The 15,402-nt window shown below is 58.4% G+C and carries 14 protein-coding genes; 2 read left to right on the forward strand and 12 right to left on the reverse strand.

From position 1 onward, the window contains the following. The first annotated feature begins 106 nt into the window (after positions 1-106). Entirely contained in the window at positions 107-973 is an 867-nt protein-coding gene (locus tag JTJ32_RS20385; protein WP_210043105.1) for a LysR family transcriptional regulator, read from the forward strand. Positions 974-1,039: 66 nt separating this feature from the next. On the opposite strand, the gene JTJ32_RS20390 is transcribed toward JTJ32_RS20385, so the two are convergent. The 12 genes from JTJ32_RS20390 to JTJ32_RS20445 all read right to left on the reverse strand — a co-directional run bounded on the left by JTJ32_RS20390 (position 1,040) and on the right by JTJ32_RS20445 (position 13,917). After that, entirely contained in the window at positions 1,040-1,693 is a 654-nt protein-coding gene (locus JTJ32_RS20390; protein WP_210043106.1) for an HAD family hydrolase, read from the reverse strand. Positions 1,694-1,756: 63 nt separating this feature from the next. Continuing rightward, entirely contained in the window at positions 1,757-3,286 is a 1,530-nt protein-coding gene (locus tag JTJ32_RS20395; protein WP_099226192.1) for a sodium:solute symporter family protein, read from the reverse strand. After that, positions 3,283-3,540: a hypothetical protein gene (locus tag JTJ32_RS20400; RefSeq protein ID WP_099226193.1), complete on the reverse strand. Its 258-nt coding sequence runs from the start codon at positions 3,538-3,540 to the stop codon at positions 3,283-3,285. The genes JTJ32_RS20395 and JTJ32_RS20400 overlap by 4 nt, the downstream gene beginning before the upstream one ends. Positions 3,541-3,656: 116 nt before the next feature. Continuing rightward, complete coding sequence (locus JTJ32_RS20405; RefSeq protein WP_210043107.1) at positions 3,657-4,592, reverse strand: choline kinase family protein; 936 nt, start codon at positions 4,590-4,592, stop codon at positions 3,657-3,659. Next, positions 4,589-5,545, reverse strand: coding sequence for an aminoglycoside phosphotransferase family protein (locus tag JTJ32_RS20410; protein ID WP_210043108.1), 957 nt, complete (start codon positions 5,543-5,545; stop codon positions 4,589-4,591). The genes JTJ32_RS20405 and JTJ32_RS20410 overlap by 4 nt, the downstream gene beginning before the upstream one ends. A gap of 9 nt (positions 5,546-5,554) precedes the next feature. After that, positions 5,555-6,835 (reverse strand): Zn-dependent hydrolase, encoded by a 1,281-nt coding sequence (locus JTJ32_RS20415; protein ID WP_210043109.1) that lies wholly within the window; start codon positions 6,833-6,835, stop codon positions 5,555-5,557. Then, positions 6,813-7,571 (reverse strand): DeoR/GlpR family DNA-binding transcription regulator, encoded by a 759-nt coding sequence (locus tag JTJ32_RS20420; RefSeq protein ID WP_099226197.1) that lies wholly within the window; start codon positions 7,569-7,571, stop codon positions 6,813-6,815. Before JTJ32_RS20420 ends, JTJ32_RS20415 begins: the two co-directional genes overlap by 23 nt. 83 nt (positions 7,572-7,654) lie before the next feature. Beyond that, a complete protein-coding gene (locus JTJ32_RS20425; protein WP_236059382.1) occupies positions 7,655-9,058 on the reverse strand; it encodes an amidase in 1,404 nt (467 codons plus the stop codon). A gap of 245 nt (positions 9,059-9,303) precedes the next feature. Further along, the gene (locus JTJ32_RS20430) at positions 9,304-10,791 is read right to left on the reverse strand and encodes a SulP family inorganic anion transporter (RefSeq protein WP_210043111.1); all 1,488 of its coding nucleotides are present in this window, start codon (positions 10,789-10,791) and stop codon (positions 9,304-9,306) included. 816 nt (positions 10,792-11,607) lie between these two features. Beyond that, positions 11,608-11,895, reverse strand: a complete 288-nt coding sequence (locus JTJ32_RS20435) for a DUF1652 domain-containing protein (RefSeq protein WP_184320995.1) — start codon at positions 11,893-11,895, stop codon at positions 11,608-11,610. A 209-nt stretch (positions 11,896-12,104) separates the two neighbouring features. Continuing rightward, complete coding sequence (locus JTJ32_RS20440) at positions 12,105-12,548, reverse strand: GNAT family N-acetyltransferase (RefSeq protein WP_210043113.1); 444 nt, start codon at positions 12,546-12,548, stop codon at positions 12,105-12,107. A 148-nt stretch (positions 12,549-12,696) separates the two neighbouring features. Next, a complete protein-coding gene (locus JTJ32_RS20445) occupies positions 12,697-13,917 on the reverse strand; it encodes a class I SAM-dependent methyltransferase (RefSeq protein WP_210043115.1) in 1,221 nt (406 codons plus the stop codon). Between the two features lie 276 nt (positions 13,918-14,193). On the opposite strand from JTJ32_RS20445, the gene JTJ32_RS20450 reads away from it, so the two are divergent. Beyond that, complete coding sequence (locus JTJ32_RS20450) at positions 14,194-15,399, forward strand: alpha-xenorhabdolysin family binary toxin subunit A (protein WP_210043116.1); 1,206 nt, start codon at positions 14,194-14,196, stop codon at positions 15,397-15,399. Positions 15,400-15,402 lie beyond the last annotated feature (3 nt).

Below are 15,402 nucleotides of genomic sequence, written 5' to 3' on the forward strand. Positions count from 1 at the left end.
TTGTTATCCCCGGAACCCCGGGTTGGTACGCCCGGACTGTAGGGCTGGACGCGAAATCGGGGCCAATGCTATTAATGCAGCACCCTATGTGTACAAGGCATCACCCATGGAACTCGTGTGGCTGGAGGACTTCAACGCCCTTGCCGAGAGCGGAAATTTCTCACGTGCCGCCGATGCGCGGCATGTCACCCAGCCCGCGTTCAGCCGACGGATCAGGGCGCTGGAAAGCTGGGTTGGCGTCGAGTTGTTCGAACGCACGGCCCAGGGCGCGACGCTGACCGAAGCGGGTCAGAGCATGCTGGACAACGCCCGCGAACTGACGCGAAGGCTCTACCAGATGCGCGCGGAGGTTAAGGAAGTCGCAGGCAAAGCCACCCGGACACTGCACTTTGCCGCCACGCACTCGCTGTCGTTCACCTTTTTCCCGGCCTGGATCAGACAAGTGGAAGACGGGGCGCCGATTGAAGGCATCAGGCTTCACTCCGACAACATGGCCGCGTGTGAGCAATTGCTGCTCAACGGCGAGGTGCAGTTCCTGATCTGCCATCAGTACCCCAACGTATTGCCCCGGTTCGACAGCAAGCAGTTCGAAAGCAAGGTGATCGGTTCCGATGCCCTGCTCGCCTTGCAATCCCCCGAGCTGAAGCCGGGCGAGCCTGTGCCTTTTCTGTCCTACACGGCAGAGTCGGGCCTGGGGCGGATCATCGCCTCATACTTGCAGAACAACCCCGGTCACCCTGACCTGGAAACCGTTTTCAGCTCGCATTTGGCGGCCGTGCTGCTGTCGATGGCGCTACAGGCCAAGGGTGTTGCCTGGCTGCCTCTAAGTCTCGCGACACCTGAGTTGGCGTCGGGGCGTCTGACACAGAGCTCGATAGCCCTGCCAGACATCCAGACCGAAATCCGGATCTTCAGGGCATCGATTCCCCTGGGGGATTTTGCAGAGAAGTTCTGGGCGGGGCTTCAGGATTGATCGGGCGAGCCACACCGAAGAACCCGCACGTCACTGAAGAAAGACGAAACCTGTGAGAGGCCCCGGTCACGACCACTCCAGCACCGGCCAGCCGTGCTCCTGCGCATACGCCCGCAGCGTCGGGTCCGGGTTCACGGTCATGGGGTTGTCGACCAGCTTCAGCAGCGGAAGGTCGTTCCTGGAGTCCGAGTAAAAGAATGCGCCTTCAAGCATTTCGTCCTGTGCTCTGAGCCACTCGCTCAGGCGCAGCACCTTGCCTTCGCGGTAAGTCAGGATTCCCTCGGTGAGACCGGTGAACTGACCGTCCTCCACTTCCAGATCGATGGCCAATACCTCGTCGATACCCAGATGCGCGGCAACAGGCGAGACGATATGCAAGCCTGTCGCTGAAATGACCAATAGCCGGTCACCCGCCGCCTTATGCCTGGTGATGGCCTGACGGGCCTCCTGATACACAAGCGGCTCGATGACGGCCTCGATGAAGTGCGCGACGGCCTCGGCCACCTCCTCCACAGTACGCCCGGCCATTGGTGCGAGGCTGAACGCCATGTATTCCTCCATGGCCAGTTTGCCTTGGCTGTAGGCGTTCATCAGTTCCTGGTCGAGGCTGAGAAACGCTTCGTCCTCCACCCAACCCAGCCGCACCATTTCCCGGCTCCAGAGGCTGGCACTGTCGCCATGAATCAAGGTGTCATCCAGATCAAAAATCGCTAAAGCCATCGGGGTCTTCTCAACAGTTGAACTGCGCTGAACGAGCGCGCCCGAAACGGGCGCGCGCCTGTATCAATTCATGGCCGGAAAGGCGTTGATCGCCCTGGGAGCTGGCGCTGCAATCGCGAACAGATCATCGACCCGCTTCACTTCAGCGGCACTGGGCTTGATGGCGAATGCACACGCGACGAAAATCAATGCGTTGAAGATCAGCCCGATGATCCCGCTGGTCAGGGAACCCAATTGTGGGATGTCGTCCGGGTAAATCGTCGTCAGCACGATGGCCACGAAGATGCCCACGAGCATGCCGGCAATCGCGCCCTGTTTATTGCCTCGGCGGGAGAAGATGCCGAAGAACAGCGGCACGGCCAACTGGATGATGCCCTGATAGGAAATCTGCGCCAGCAACTGAAGTCGGGCGTAGTCGAAGGTCAGGTAGGCCAATACCGACGCAGCACTGATGAACACCACCATGCCCACCTTGGCGAGAATGGTCTTCTGCCGGTCGGTTCGTGGTTTGTTCCAGGTCGCCAGGTCATTGGCGAACTGCGTGCCGCAGACTTGTACGCAGCCATCCACATGGCCGATGCTGGCGGCCAGCACGATCACGATGGCGACCGCCAACAGCCACGGCCCGCCAATGTCGAACAGCGACAGGAACCAGCCATGCTGTGGATGCGCGGCGACATTCGGGTCCTGACTGATCGCGGCGGCGAACAGCATCAGAATCCCGTAGAAGCCTGCGACCAGCAGAATGGTGACCAGCGTGCCCTTTTTCACAGACCGCACGCCGCTGGCGGTGTAGATACGCTGGAAGCTCATCGGCCAGCACATCGAACCGATCACGCCAGTGAAGATCAGGCTGAACATGTAAAGCGGGCCGTAGGTGCTGCCTGCGCCGCCCGGAATCACCAGCATGCTGGCGGGCAATTGCGCAAGGTTGGAAAACGACGCCTGATCACCGAACAGCAGCAGAACGCAAAGCGCGGCGCAGAGTACGTAAGCGATCAGCCCCTGATACATGTCGGTCATGATCAGCCCGCGCATGCCCATGCTCACGGTCCAGTACTGCCGAATCAGGATCACCACGACGCCGACCGTCAGGCAGGTCGTCACGCCCCAGCGCCCGAAGCTGGCGAACTGAAACAGTGTGGCCAGCGCCTGAATGCCCATCACCACCCACGGGAACACCGAGATGATGCCGATGATCGAGGCGATGCGTTTCACCGCCGGGCTGTCGAAGCGCATGCCCAGCAGATCGGGCTGTGTGGTGAGGTTGAAGCGTTTGCCCCAGGTCCAGGCGCGGTTGGCCATCAGGTACATGGCGGTGACCCCGAGGGTCGCATACACCATGCCGTAAAAGCCCAGCGCACCGCCCACCGAAAGGGCGAAGAACGCCGTGAACGTTGCGCCAGGCCACCACGAATTGGTGTAGCACATGGCGATGTACCACGGCCCGTAGGAACGGCCGCCCACCGCGTAGTCGGAAAACGAGTCACTCTTGCGATTGGTGGCGTACAGCACGCCGATCATCCCGGCCAGAAACAGGCTGATGAGCCCGAAGGTTATGTACAGATCCGAATTGACGAGTGTGCTGATCATTGTGCGTCCCCGTCTTCAGGAATCTCGCCACTGGCGGACTCGACCATATAAAGCACCCAAAGGCCGAGCCCCATCAGCGCCGCGTTCAGAATCCAGTAAAAGATCGGCAACGGAATACCCAGCACGATGACCGTACTGCCACTGACCTGAAGATAAAACGGCGGGAACAGCGCCATCATCAACAAGGCAAAAAAGTACACGCCGAACACGAGCGTTTTCACACGCCCAGGCTGCGCAATCGAAACAGTCGTCATGGAAGACTCCTTGAATTTTGGATCTTGCGATTAATCGATCAAGTAAAACTCAAGCAGTAGAAGAGTTGCCGCCGATAGCCCGATCTTGTGGTTGTCGGGTCTTGTAATACGCAGGTTCAGACCTGTCTGAGCCAGGTTTCCCAGCGCGGATCGTTGATTGCGTTGCGCGCCCTCATTTGTTTCCAGGCACCGTATTTGTAGAAGTCGAAGTCCAGTTGCGACACGGCATGCTGCACCATTGCCCAGGTCGACCATTTGATATCCGCCAGCGCTTTATTGACCTTGATCCGGGCCAGCGTCCGGGTGTCGACGCGGCCGAAATAGTCTTCGACCAATTCAAGTTCCACCTCGTCGGTGAAGAACATTTCGCCAAACCAGAGCGCCAACTCGTAGTGCCGATCGTTATTGGACGCGTATTCGAAATCGACCAGCCTGACGTGCTGCCGGTCGTTGAGCATGAAGTTACCGGCCAGCGTGTCATTCATGCACGGCGCCAGATCGATGCCTGAGGCCTGCAATGCAGATTTCGCCCTCTCGTATTGCAGGGATAACCAGGCACCGTCCTGGGGTTTCAAGGCGTTGAGTTCAGCCACCTGAGTCTGGTGTTCGGCAATCATGTCGAACACCGTCTTGGTCTGACACAGCAGCGCCTGATCATTGAATGCCTTGAGCCCGAGCAGTGCGTTATGGCGTACATCACGCTGCAGAAAATCGAGGTTCGACGACGCCCGCCAGCCTTCCATGAACTCGAACACTTCGACGCCGAACTCTTCCAGAAACGCAAACACCGGCGCGCCGTATCCTGTCGCCGCTGCGGCGACACTGGCGTCGTGAGCCGTGCGGCGATCAATGAACATCTCGGTCCCGGCACCCGGAATCTTGAAGAAATACGCGGTATCGGCGCCCTCGACTTCGACACGCCAGTTGGTGTTGGAAATGCCGCCGCTGACCGGCCTGTACGTGATCCGCTTGCCGCGCCACTGGCTGATGCTGGACACCGCCGCTTCAAGTTGCTGTTCATGAATATTCATGGCCTCTCCCAACACGTTCATGCGCGCGACTCCTCAACCTGACGCAGCCAACTCTCCAGACGTGGATCCCGGGTGCTCTGCAAACAGCGCAAAAAGGTCCATTGCCCGAGCTTGGAAAACTCGAGCGACCGGGAAGACACCGTGCCCGCCCAAAACCCCCACAGCGTCCAGTACCAGTCGTTGATCAGCGCATACAGACGGCAGACGGCGTAATCCACTTCAAGGCATTCTCCTGCCCACGCTTCGATGCCTTCGCGCCACTGCGCCTCGAACGAAAACAGCTCGTTCAAGGTAATGGCGACGTCGTACCAGGCATCCATGCAACCGCCGTAATCAAAGTCGACCAGCTTCAGACTCCCGTCCCGCGCCACCATGACGTTGCTGGTAACGCCATCGCCGTGAATCGGCACCGCATGAAAAGGCCGGTTTTGCAGTGCATCCCAGGCCATGTTGACGCATCGGTCGATCCACGCGTGCTCTGGCGGCAACACAACCCGATCCCGCGTGCACAACACGCGCAGGCGTTGCAGATCATCCATCGGCGAGCGAATGGAATCCGGCACTGCGCCTGAATGAACCGTGCGTTTCAGATCCCATAACCGCTCAAGCCGCCCCGGCGCGATGAGCTCGTCCAGCCGGGCACAGCGCCAGTCTGTCGGACTCAGCGATTCGAAAATCAGCACGCCGCTGGCGCTGTCTGCACTGATCAGGCGAGGTGCTGCTCCGCTCAGACCGGCACACTCGCTGGCCTGCACACTGCGCTCGACATCAATCAAGGGTGTCATGTCCGCCTGCAACACCTTTGCGTACCAGGCGGTCTGGCCGTCAGTGACGTGATAACCCAGCCACTCGGTGGCCAGCCTGGACGGCGAGGCAATGCCCGACGGTCCGTCCTGTACATTCAGGTTGTCGCCTAACCCCGCTTCCGATAATGCACTGTGAAGACGATCCAGCGGTGCGCGCTCTTTGAACATGGTCTGCCCTCAGCGAAAGGAATCCGGCGCCGTGCAGGCGCGATGAAGCAAGGCAGTCAGCATTTTCAAACCGTTGTGCATGTCCTCGTCGCTGGTGTACTCGGCTTCGTTGTGCGAAAGGCCGTTACGACTGGGGATGAACAACAGGCAGACCGGGTATTTGCTGTTCATGCTGATCGCATCGTGACCGGCCACGGTTGCGCTGTCGGTGATAGGCAGCCCCAATTCGTTCGCCACTGCATGTGCCAGTTCGGCGAAGCCGTCAGGAAGCACACCGGGAGCGCGCAGTACGCTGCTTTCGATTTCGAAACGGGTCTGGGTCCGGTCGGCGATCTCATGCAATGTGGCGTCCAGGCGCTCGGCAGCGGCACGCAGCAGTTCAGTGTCTCGCGAGCGATGTTCCGCCAGCAGCGACACGCGGGACGGCACCACGTTGGGCGAGTTCGGCCAGATTTCCACGCGGCCCACCGAACTGTGCATCTGCAACCCATGCAAGTCGGCTTCCGCACGAACCGCGACGATGGCATGTGCGGCAGCAAGCATTGCGTCGCGGCGCGCGGCCATGGGCGTTGGCCCGGTATGGTTCTGCTCGCCGTCGAAACGAATGCGTTGTTTCAACGCGGCCCAGGTTTCCCTGACAACACCGATCGCCAGCTTGCGGCTCTCCAGCGCGGTGCTCTGCTCGACATGAATTTCCACATAGCCCGCAATGTCGAGGTCGACCGGGCCGTTGCCCAGATAACCGATATCCTGCAAGGCCTGCCTGAGGCTGATGCCGTCGCCATCGCAACTGTTCCAGGCGTCCTCAAGACTCAGCGAGGCGGTGAACACGCCGCTGCCGATCAGGCTCGGCTGGAAGCGTGCGCCCTCTTCGTTGGTCCAGTTCACGACAGCAAGATTGCAGGCCGGCTTTTCTCCGCGCTCCCGCATCTGTCGCCCGAGGCTGGCAACCGCCACAGCACCGGCGAGTACGCCGTATACGCCATCGAATCGACCGGCACTTGGCTGGCTGTCCAGGTGCGAACCGCACACCACATACGGCGCATGTGGGTCGAAGGTCATCAGGCCAAAAATATTGCCCACGGAGTCGATGCGAACCTCAAAGTCATGCGTTCTGAGCCAGTCGCAGAACAGGTCGCGAACCTGACCGTCCTCGACTGATGCAGCGAGCCGATGCAAACCACCCGCCGGTGTCGCACCAATGGCCGAGCTCTCTGCGAACAGCGCTTCGAACCGGGCATGGTCGGCTGCATCTGGCGTCAGCAAGTCATGCGTACAGGATGTCGACATCATCTCTCTCCAGGCGAGCCGTAAACTCAGCCGATAGCGGACGGTTCGTGACCAGGGTTGTGATTGCACTGAACGGCAGGGTGTTAACAAAAATCCGGTGACCGAACTTGCCGTCGTCGGCGAGGATCACACGCTGCCGGGAATGCTTGACCAGCGTGCGCCGCAACATGGCTTCCGGCTCGTGGTAATCCATCAGGCCTTGTTCGAGATCGATGGCGCCGATGCCCATGAACGCGATGTCGTAATTGAACTGGCTGGCGAACGCCAGCGTGTGCGGGCCGATCAATGCGTTGTCGTTGCGGCGCACGTCTCCGGGAGCGACCAGTACCTGGTTGTCGCTTTGATGGGTCACCACCTGCGCGATGTCCAGCGAGTTGGTGATGATCCTCAAGCGGCTGAATCGGGACAGCGTTTGCGCCAGTGCGAGCGTCGAGGTGCCGGTGTCCAGAAACAGCACCATGCCATCAGCAATCAAGCCTGCCGCCTTATTGGCGATACTCGCCTTGGCTTGCGGTTTCATGCGACTGCGAACCTGCAACGGCGGCTCGTCATTCAACTGCGGCAGAATCGCTCCGCCGTGGATGCGCCGCAGCTTGCCCATCTCTTCCAGATACTTGAAGTCGCGGCGAATGGTCTCTTCCGACACATAAAGCGACTGTGCGAGCTCGGACGCCTTGACTCGCTGTTGCTGGGCCAACAGGCGCATGATTTCGTCCAGACGAGGCTGATTGAGCATGGGGCTGACATTCCGTTGTGAAGAAAGGCGTTCAGTGTACCCATCTGTCTTCAGCTGCTGATGGCTGCTCATGTCGGGCGTGCTCATTGCGCAAGCATCGGTGGCAAATGTTGATCCCAGGGCGAAATCGCCTCGAAGGCCGCGCAGAATTGCAGAACACCACCCTCTGCGAAGCGCGGTCCGACCACTTGCAGACCGATGGGCAGCCCGCCCGGGGCAAAGCCACAGGGAATGGTTGCCGCCGGGTTTCCCGACAAGTTGAAGGGATAGGTAAAGGGCGTCCAGCGAGCCCATGGCACGGCGCCTTCCTGATCAGCGAAGTCGGCCGGTGCGACTTCATCGGCATCAAAGGGCAGAACGGGAAGTGTCGGCATGATCAGCAGATCGTAATCGTCGAACAGCGCGTGTACCCGACTGGCGAAAGCGGCACGCTGTTCGACGGCACGCAGATAACCAGCGAGATCGTAGCGGGCCGACTGCGCGATCAGCCGGGCGAAACCGGGATCCAGCGCTTCCAGTCGGTCCGCCAGCGCACCCCCGTATACGATGCCGCGCCCGCCCACCCATAGCGTTTCAAAAGTGGCCAACGGGTCCGGCCAATCAAGCGCAAGGGTGCTCACGTCTACTGACAGGTTTGCGGCGATCCTTTCGACAGCAGCGTCGACTACGGTCGCGATAACCGGATCGACAGGCGTGTTGAACAGCGTCGGGACGTAAGCGATGCGCAGCGGACCAAGCGGCTCGTCGCAGCGGGCCAGATAAGATTCTGTGGGTGCCGGGAGCGCCTGATGGTCCAGCGGATGCGGCCCTGAAAGAATGTCGAACAACAGCGCAGAATCGCGTACGGTTCGGGTCATCGGGCCTGCATGGCTGAGCATTTCGGTCGCGGACCATGGCCATGTGGGAATTCGTCCCAGTGACCCCTTGAGGGCGAATATTCCGCAGAACGAACCGGGAATTCTCACCGACCCGCCGCCGTCCGACCCAAGAGACGCTGGAACCATTCGCGCCGCAACCGAAATCGCAGACCCCGAGCTGGAGCCGCCACTGGTCAGCGTCGGATTCCAAGGTGTACGACCGTTGCCGAAAAGCCGCGAGGTGCTCGCCCCCGTCCAGCCGAACTCGGTGGTCGCTGTTTTGCCGAGAATGATGGCGCCTGCGCTTTTCAGGCGCTGAATGATGGGCGCGTCCTTGAGCGGGACAGTGTCCAGACTGGTCAACGACCCTTTGGTGGTCCGCAGACCTGCCGTGGAGAACAGATCCTTGATGCCGAACGGAATGCCGTGCAGCGGCCCGCGAATGCGGCCGCCGCCCGCCTCGTCATCCTGACGACGCGCCTGTTCAAGCGCAGCGTCTGCATAAACATCACCGAATGCATTCAATGTGTGATTGTGGGTTTTGACCGCTTCAAGGCTCGCTTCGACCAATGCCACAGACGTGATCGCTCCCGCGTCCAACTGCTCGCGGGCCTGAATCACGGTGGGCATGGAGAAGCGCTTTGACTCAATCAATGTGGATGCTCCGGCAAGTCGTGGGCATATCGCCCAGGCCAGCGCATTACTGATCAGGTGGTAAAAACCGTCAAGTGGAAAATGTTGTTTTTGTTGTATTTATGGACTTTAAATTTGTAACAGCACCGCTGGAGTGCGAAAAAACACATCATTTCCGGGCTACGCCCAACGCTGGGGCAGAAAAAGGGCTTGCCCGTTTGCCGGTTTCAAGCCCAAAAATCTCAATGCTTCATTAATGAATCGATCCCTCCCGGCTTGTCATGAACCCCGAATCTGTCCACCAGTGTGGCGGTGGCGCTGTTCATGCCAATCACATCCACTGCGATACCGGCGCTTCTCAGTTTCAACACCACCTTGTCCAGCGCGGCCACGGCGGTGATGTCCCAGAAGTGCGCGTCCCTCAGGTCGATGGTCAGGGTGCCGAGCGATTCCTTGAGATCGAACGAGCGAGCGAATCGGTCTGCGGAACCGAAAAACACCTGGCCGGTGACGTAGTAGGTGCGGTGGCTGTACTCGGGATCCCGCTTCGAGCTGACATCGAGGTAATAAGCCATTTGGTTGGCAAAAAACATTGCCGCCAACAGCGTTCCGGCTACGACCCCATAGGCAAGGTTGTGCGTGGCGACGACCACAATGACGGTGACAATCATGACCAGATTGGTGGAGAGCGGATACTGACGCAGGTTGCGAATCGAGCCCCAACTGAAGGTGCTGATGGACACCATGATCATCACCGCGACCAGCGCTGCCATGGGAATACGAGCCAGCCAGTCACCGAGGAAGATCATCATCGCCAGCAGCGAAACACCGGCACTCAGCGTGGACAGGCGGGTTCTGCCGCCAGACTTCACGTTGATCATCGACTGACCGATCATGGCGCAACCGGCCATGCCACCGATCAGTCCGCTGGCGATGTTGGCGACGCCCTGCCCTTTGCACTCGCGGTTCCTGTCGCTGGACGTGTCGGTCAGGTCGTCGACGATGGTGGCCGTCATCATCGACTCCAGCAACCCGACAACCGCCAGCGCCGCCGAGTACGGCAGCACGATCAGCAACGTATCGAGCGTCAGTGGCACGTCCGGCCAGAGGAAGACCGGCAGGCTGTCGGGCAACGACCCCATGTCGCCGACCGTGTGAATCTTCAGCCCCATGAACACCGATATCGCGGTGAGCACCAGAATGCACACCAGCGGCGAAGGCAACAGCGTGCCGATCACCGGAATCCGTGGCAGCAGATAGATGATCGCCAGGCCGCCGACCGTCATGGCGTACACCACCCAGGTGACGTTGGTGAGCTCCGGCAGTTGCGCCAGAAAGATCAGGATGGCCAGCGCATTGACGAAGCCGGTCACGACCGAACGCGACACGAAGCGCATCAGTTCGCCCAGCCGCAGATAACCCGCCACGATCTGCAAAACCCCGCAGACCAGCGTGGCAGCCAACAGGTATTGCAACCCATGGTCCCTGACCAGATTCACCATGAGTAGCGCCATCGCACCGGTGGCAGCGGAGATCATCGCAGGGCGACCGCCTACAAACGCGATGACCGTACAGATACAGAAAGAGGCGTAAAGCCCGACACGGGGATCGACCCCGGCAATGATGGAAAAAGCGATGGCTTCGGGAATGAGGGCCATCGCAACCACGAGGCCCGCCAGTACGTCGGCCCGGACATTCGATAGCCAGGCAGCCTTGATATTTTCAAGCATTGATTCACCCATGCAGGCACGGCATGACGCGCAGCGGCGGGCGCTGGGCGATGCAGATGCGTCTGTTTTCAGTGGTGTTGAATGATGTGCTGCGGCCAACAATCAGGCACAGCAGAAAGAGACCGCAACCAGAGAGCGGCCAGGGTGTTGCGAGGGGGGCGTAGCGCTAAGGCGGCGTAGGCAGCCAGTTGGAACGGGACAAGGTATTTTCCTTCGTCAGATCACAGATTGACCGACGGGATGATAACCCTCACAGGAAGCAGGGACAACCTGTCGACTGAACGCACTTGCCTCCAGGGGCCGGGAGACAGTTTACGGTAGGCGGCCACCAAGGGGAGCGCCGATTATCTGCTGGATGTCGACAGCGTGTACAACGTCGGCTGAGTAACTCGAAGGGCGGGCTGATATCGCACATTGTGGACGACACCATAATCCTCGCCAGTGTCGATTTCAGTTATGAGGTTTCAGTGAGCCGGTCAGCCGGGGAAGTGTTGCATTTTGGTCAGGCGAAAACCGAACTGTAGCCCGGCGGAGCCATTGGCCAATGGCAAAATCTCAGGACGGCGACCAGCGTTTTCACTAACAAGAGCAACGCTGGCGTGGAAAACTTCTACGTCGACCTGTTGCCACGTTTTATTGTGGATGACGTCAAAAACATCCCGTCACGCTGACATCTTGCCCGCCCCCTTCAAGTGTGGATAACCGATCATCCACACTTGCAGCTTCCAAAGGCGTTCTTACCCGGCGGTGATCGCTCCTTCCGAACGCGGGTGGCTCAGGAATCACCCATTCTCGGACTCACCATGGCCGGCGTTGTTACCAGTGCCTGGCAGACGCCTGTCGGTAACCCAGACCTGCGACCGGATTCTCGTTCATGGAGATCAGCATGCGCGCTTCGCCAACCAGTTCCGACAGTGCGCGACTCGATACCATCAGATCGAGTTTGATTCCCGTCACACAAATGGCGTGGTCCGGGTTCTGGGGGTTGATCAGAGTCAATGTCAAGGAATCACCCTCGGCAGCCTCCCAGGTGCAACGATGAGGTAACAGCGCCTGTTCGACCATGTGCTTGATTTCAAGCGTTGAAAGTCTGTATGCGTTCATGATTGCCTGCTTCATATAATTTGTAATGGACGGTATTCAGAGAGCGAGTGTCCGCAGGCGTTCCACATAAATATTTATCAAAACACCCGCTACGTAATGCCGTCTCTATTCCTGTACAAATTATTGAAAGCTGTAACGTTTCCGTCCAACTTTTGGCCGAGCAAATAGTGATTTTTAGAGTATCTGCTCAATAAATAAGTTTTCTTTTGTTACAACTCCAACGTCATTTCGACGCTGTCGATACCCTTGCCATGACCGTCATGTCTGAGGCGAGTCACCGAAAAACCCAGGCCGCTGTAAAAGCCCTGAACCAACTGACTGGTGTTGATGTAAGCGTGAGTTACGCTCGGGAGCGGCCTCATGAGTTCCAGCCGCGCCAGAGTCAGGAATCGACCCAGACCATTGCCATGCTGATTCCCGGCCACCATGCCCCAGGTGAGTTCGGCCATCGCCGGATCGGCGAGCATCAGATACCCGCCGCAAGCGAGAACTTCGCCATCGCGTTCCAGAACAAAATAGGAACCCACCGGGTCGAGCAGAAACCGGGCAAATTTGTCGCGCTCGGACGGGTCGAAAAAGCGTGGCGTGTTGGAGTCGAAAATTTTCAGACAGACATCTCTGTCTGCAAGAAGGTAAGGGCGAAGCATGTCCATGTGCAGACCTTATCGTTCGATGCTGTAAGACTAATCAGGGGACGGCGTATGAAAAGAATTCGTGCGCCGACCGCAGATGTTGCTGCAGACGGCGCAGCTCCGAGTGAACGGTGTGTGCCCGCCGCTGAGCGCCAAATCTATCGAGCCGTCAGCCAGGCAAACCATCCGCCCGAAGCAGGGTCTCCAGGCACTGCTCGGTAATGCCGTAGAACGTCTTGAGTTCCTGTATACGCGCCAGCAGGTGAGCCGGATCGACGGGCTCGGCGCGCTTGACTGCCAGGATCATCTTGTTCTTGTTGGTGTGCTCCAGCGAAATGAACTCGAACACCTTGGTCTCGTAGCCGCAGGCTTCCAGCAACAGAGCGCGCAGACTGTCGGTGACCATCTCGGCCTGCTGCCCCATGTGCAGGCCGTACTGCAACATTGGCTTGAGCAGGCTCGGGCTCTGGATCTGCAACCGAATCTGTTTGTGGCAGCAAGGCGAGCACATGATGATCGACGCGCCGGAGCGAATACCCATATGAATGGCGTAATCGGTAGCGATGTCGCACGCGTGCAGCGCGATCATCACGTCCAGTTCGCTTGGCGCAACGGTGCGCACATCGCCGTGCTTGAAGACCAGCCCCGGATGTTCAAGACGTGCCGCTGCGTTATTGCACAGGGTCACCATGTCCTCGCGCAACTCGACACCCGTCACCTCGCCCTGTGCCTGCAGCGTGTTGCGCAGATAGTCATGGATGGCGAACGTCAGGTAGCCCTTGCCCGAACCGAAATCCGCGACCTTGACCGGTTGATCCAGCTTGAGTGGCGAAGACGCCAGGGCGTGCGAAAACACCTCGATGAACTTGTTGATCTGCTTCCATTTGCGCGACATGGCCGGGATCAGCTCATGCTGGCGGCTGGTCACGCCAAGATCGGTCAGGAACGGGCGCGTCAGTTCCAGGTAGCGCTTCTTCTCGCGGTCGTGCCCGGCAGCAGGCGCCTCCCGCTCTTGCTGCGCCTTGCTCTTGAACAGCGTGCTTTTGCCTTTCTTGCTGAATTCCAGCTGCACCTCATCGGTCAGCGACAGCAGGTGCGCGTTCTTGAACGACTCGGGAATCAGGCCCGCAATGACATCCACGGCGTCGGCCAGCGGGAAGTTCTTGGTGATGTCGCGGGTCTTGTAGCGGTATACGAAAGACAGGCACGGCTGCTCGCGGACCGTCAACGGCTTGATGATGACCCGCTGCAACTCGGCCTCACTGCCCACGTATTTGGCCAGCACCAGCTTGATCAGCGAATTCTGGGACAGGCTGGTGTCGAGCAGACCGAGAAATTGCGCACGATGGTCCTGCGCGGCAGAGGTTGAAGCGGTGGGTGTCACGGACATCGAAGGGTGCCTCAAGCGTCCCCGCAGGGACTCGTAAAAGTCAGGCGTACATTTTAAGCGTGCCGGCGGGTGTCAGGCATGACTATTTTCAATTCTGACATGAACGCTCCAGAGGCGACGGCCGCGCCGCGACTGTAAAAAACGAAATTATCGCCTGTCACTATACAAATATATTAAACAGCCGAAAAAGGCCGTTACAGTGAAACACGCCCACTCAAGGAGTACCGCACAACCGTCGAGTGAGCCCTTACTGAAACTGCACAAGGAACGTGCACCATGCATGACCCGAAGAGTAAATCTGAAGTACCTGAAAAACCCAAGCTCACGATAACGCCCACCGAATTCCTGAGGGCCCTGGTGGAAGATGAAAAAAACAATGGCCGGGCGACCGCGCTTATTCTGACCAAAGAAGACATTCTCAGTATCAAGCGTTACGAAAGACACAGTTTGAACCTGCCCAACACCTTGGAGCGGGTAAAACAACAACTGGGGTTTGCACACAGTGGCATTTCCGGTCTTGAACCTCAGGACCTTTTGCTGACTTACCGCGCAATCAACCAACACGCCCAAAGCTGGTCAGCCATCGAGGTTGATATAAAAGCCAAGGGTTTCGACCTTGATCTGTTTGCCGGAGAGTTTTCCAATCAGGGCAAACAGATTCTGGATTACGTCGACAAAATGGAACTCGCCAGGCAACTCCAGCTGACCGTTGACGATCTGACCATTGAAACAGTGAGAAGCCTCTCCCCTGCTCCGCTGACAAAAACAGATAAAACAGTGTGCCTGTCATTGGCTGAAATGCTGAAAAAAATCGCAGTCCAGATGGAGGCGCATCGAAAAGCGTCAAAGAAACTGGCCAAAGATATCAAGCAGTTTGCGCACACGCTGACCGTCGACCTCGTGCCTGTCATCAACGACAAAGTGGCGCTGGCCAACCGATCGGATCTGGACGAGGATCTGATCGCGCTTGAAAAAGAGATTGATCGCCTGACCGTCGATATTGATCAGAAGCATCAGGAATACTCGACCACCAGAACTCACATCACGCTGGGACTACTGGGCGGACTTGTCGGGCTTATTGTGACGGACAGCATCTTTGGCGCCCAGGCTGAAGCGATCCGCAAGGAGAAAAACCGGCTGATCAAAGAAAAGAAGGCCCGGCTGGAAATGCTCGGACAGAAACGTCCACTCGCTGCGGCCATACGCAATCTGGAAATTCTGTTCGAAGACATGAAGATTCGCATGCTGGATGCTCATCAGAGTGCAGTCAACCTGCAGGATCTCTGGACCATGCTGGCCAAGTATGTCGATAACGCTGCCACGCGACTGGCCGATATCAGCGACGATCAAACACTGTTGGACTTTGTATTGGAGTTCAAAAGTGTCGTGACTCCATGGGAAGAGATAAAGGGCATTACCACCCACCTGCTGCTGACCTTCGAACAGGCACTGGACGAGTTTTCAAACCAACAAAGCAAATAACCA

It is taken from the genome of Pseudomonas alliivorans, from assembly GCF_017826695.1.
GTDB classification, from domain to species: domain Bacteria; phylum Pseudomonadota; class Gammaproteobacteria; order Pseudomonadales; family Pseudomonadaceae; genus Aquipseudomonas; species Aquipseudomonas alliivorans.

What these genes read in the sequence shown, in the direction of transcription:
- JTJ32_RS20385 (WP_210043105.1), top strand. Translation starts at nt 107, where the DNA reads ATGGAACTCGTGTGGCTGGAGGACTTCAACGCCCTTGCCGAGAGCGGA.
- JTJ32_RS20445 (WP_210043115.1), bottom strand. Translation starts at nt 13,917, where the DNA reads ATGTCCGTGACACCCACCGCTTCAACCTCTGCCGCGCAGGACCATCGT.
- JTJ32_RS20435 (WP_184320995.1), bottom strand. Translation starts at nt 11,895, where the DNA reads ATGAACGCATACAGACTTTCAACGCTTGAAATCAAGCACATGGTCGAA.
- JTJ32_RS20440 (WP_210043113.1), bottom strand. Translation starts at nt 12,548, where the DNA reads ATGGACATGCTTCGCCCTTACCTTCTTGCAGACAGAGATGTCTGTCTG.
- JTJ32_RS20430 (WP_210043111.1), bottom strand. Translation starts at nt 10,791, where the DNA reads ATGCTTGAAAATATCAAGGCTGCCTGGCTATCGAATGTCCGGGCCGAC.
- JTJ32_RS20420 (WP_099226197.1), bottom strand. Translation starts at nt 7,571, where the DNA reads ATGCTCAATCAGCCTCGTCTGGACGAAATCATGCGCCTGTTGGCCCAG.
- JTJ32_RS20405 (WP_210043107.1), bottom strand. Translation starts at nt 4,592, where the DNA reads ATGAACGTGTTGGGAGAGGCCATGAATATTCATGAACAGCAACTTGAA.
- JTJ32_RS20450 (WP_210043116.1), top strand. Translation starts at nt 14,194, where the DNA reads ATGCATGACCCGAAGAGTAAATCTGAAGTACCTGAAAAACCCAAGCTC.
- JTJ32_RS20425 (WP_236059382.1), bottom strand. Translation starts at nt 9,058, where the DNA reads ATGCCCACCGTGATTCAGGCCCGCGAGCAGTTGGACGCGGGAGCGATC.
- JTJ32_RS20395 (WP_099226192.1), bottom strand. Translation starts at nt 3,286, where the DNA reads ATGATCAGCACACTCGTCAATTCGGATCTGTACATAACCTTCGGGCTC.
- JTJ32_RS20415 (WP_210043109.1), bottom strand. Translation starts at nt 6,835, where the DNA reads ATGTCGACATCCTGTACGCATGACTTGCTGACGCCAGATGCAGCCGAC.
- JTJ32_RS20410 (WP_210043108.1), bottom strand. Translation starts at nt 5,545, where the DNA reads ATGTTCAAAGAGCGCGCACCGCTGGATCGTCTTCACAGTGCATTATCG.
- JTJ32_RS20400 (WP_099226193.1), bottom strand. Translation starts at nt 3,540, where the DNA reads ATGACGACTGTTTCGATTGCGCAGCCTGGGCGTGTGAAAACGCTCGTG.
- JTJ32_RS20390 (WP_210043106.1), bottom strand. Translation starts at nt 1,693, where the DNA reads ATGGCTTTAGCGATTTTTGATCTGGATGACACCTTGATTCATGGCGAC.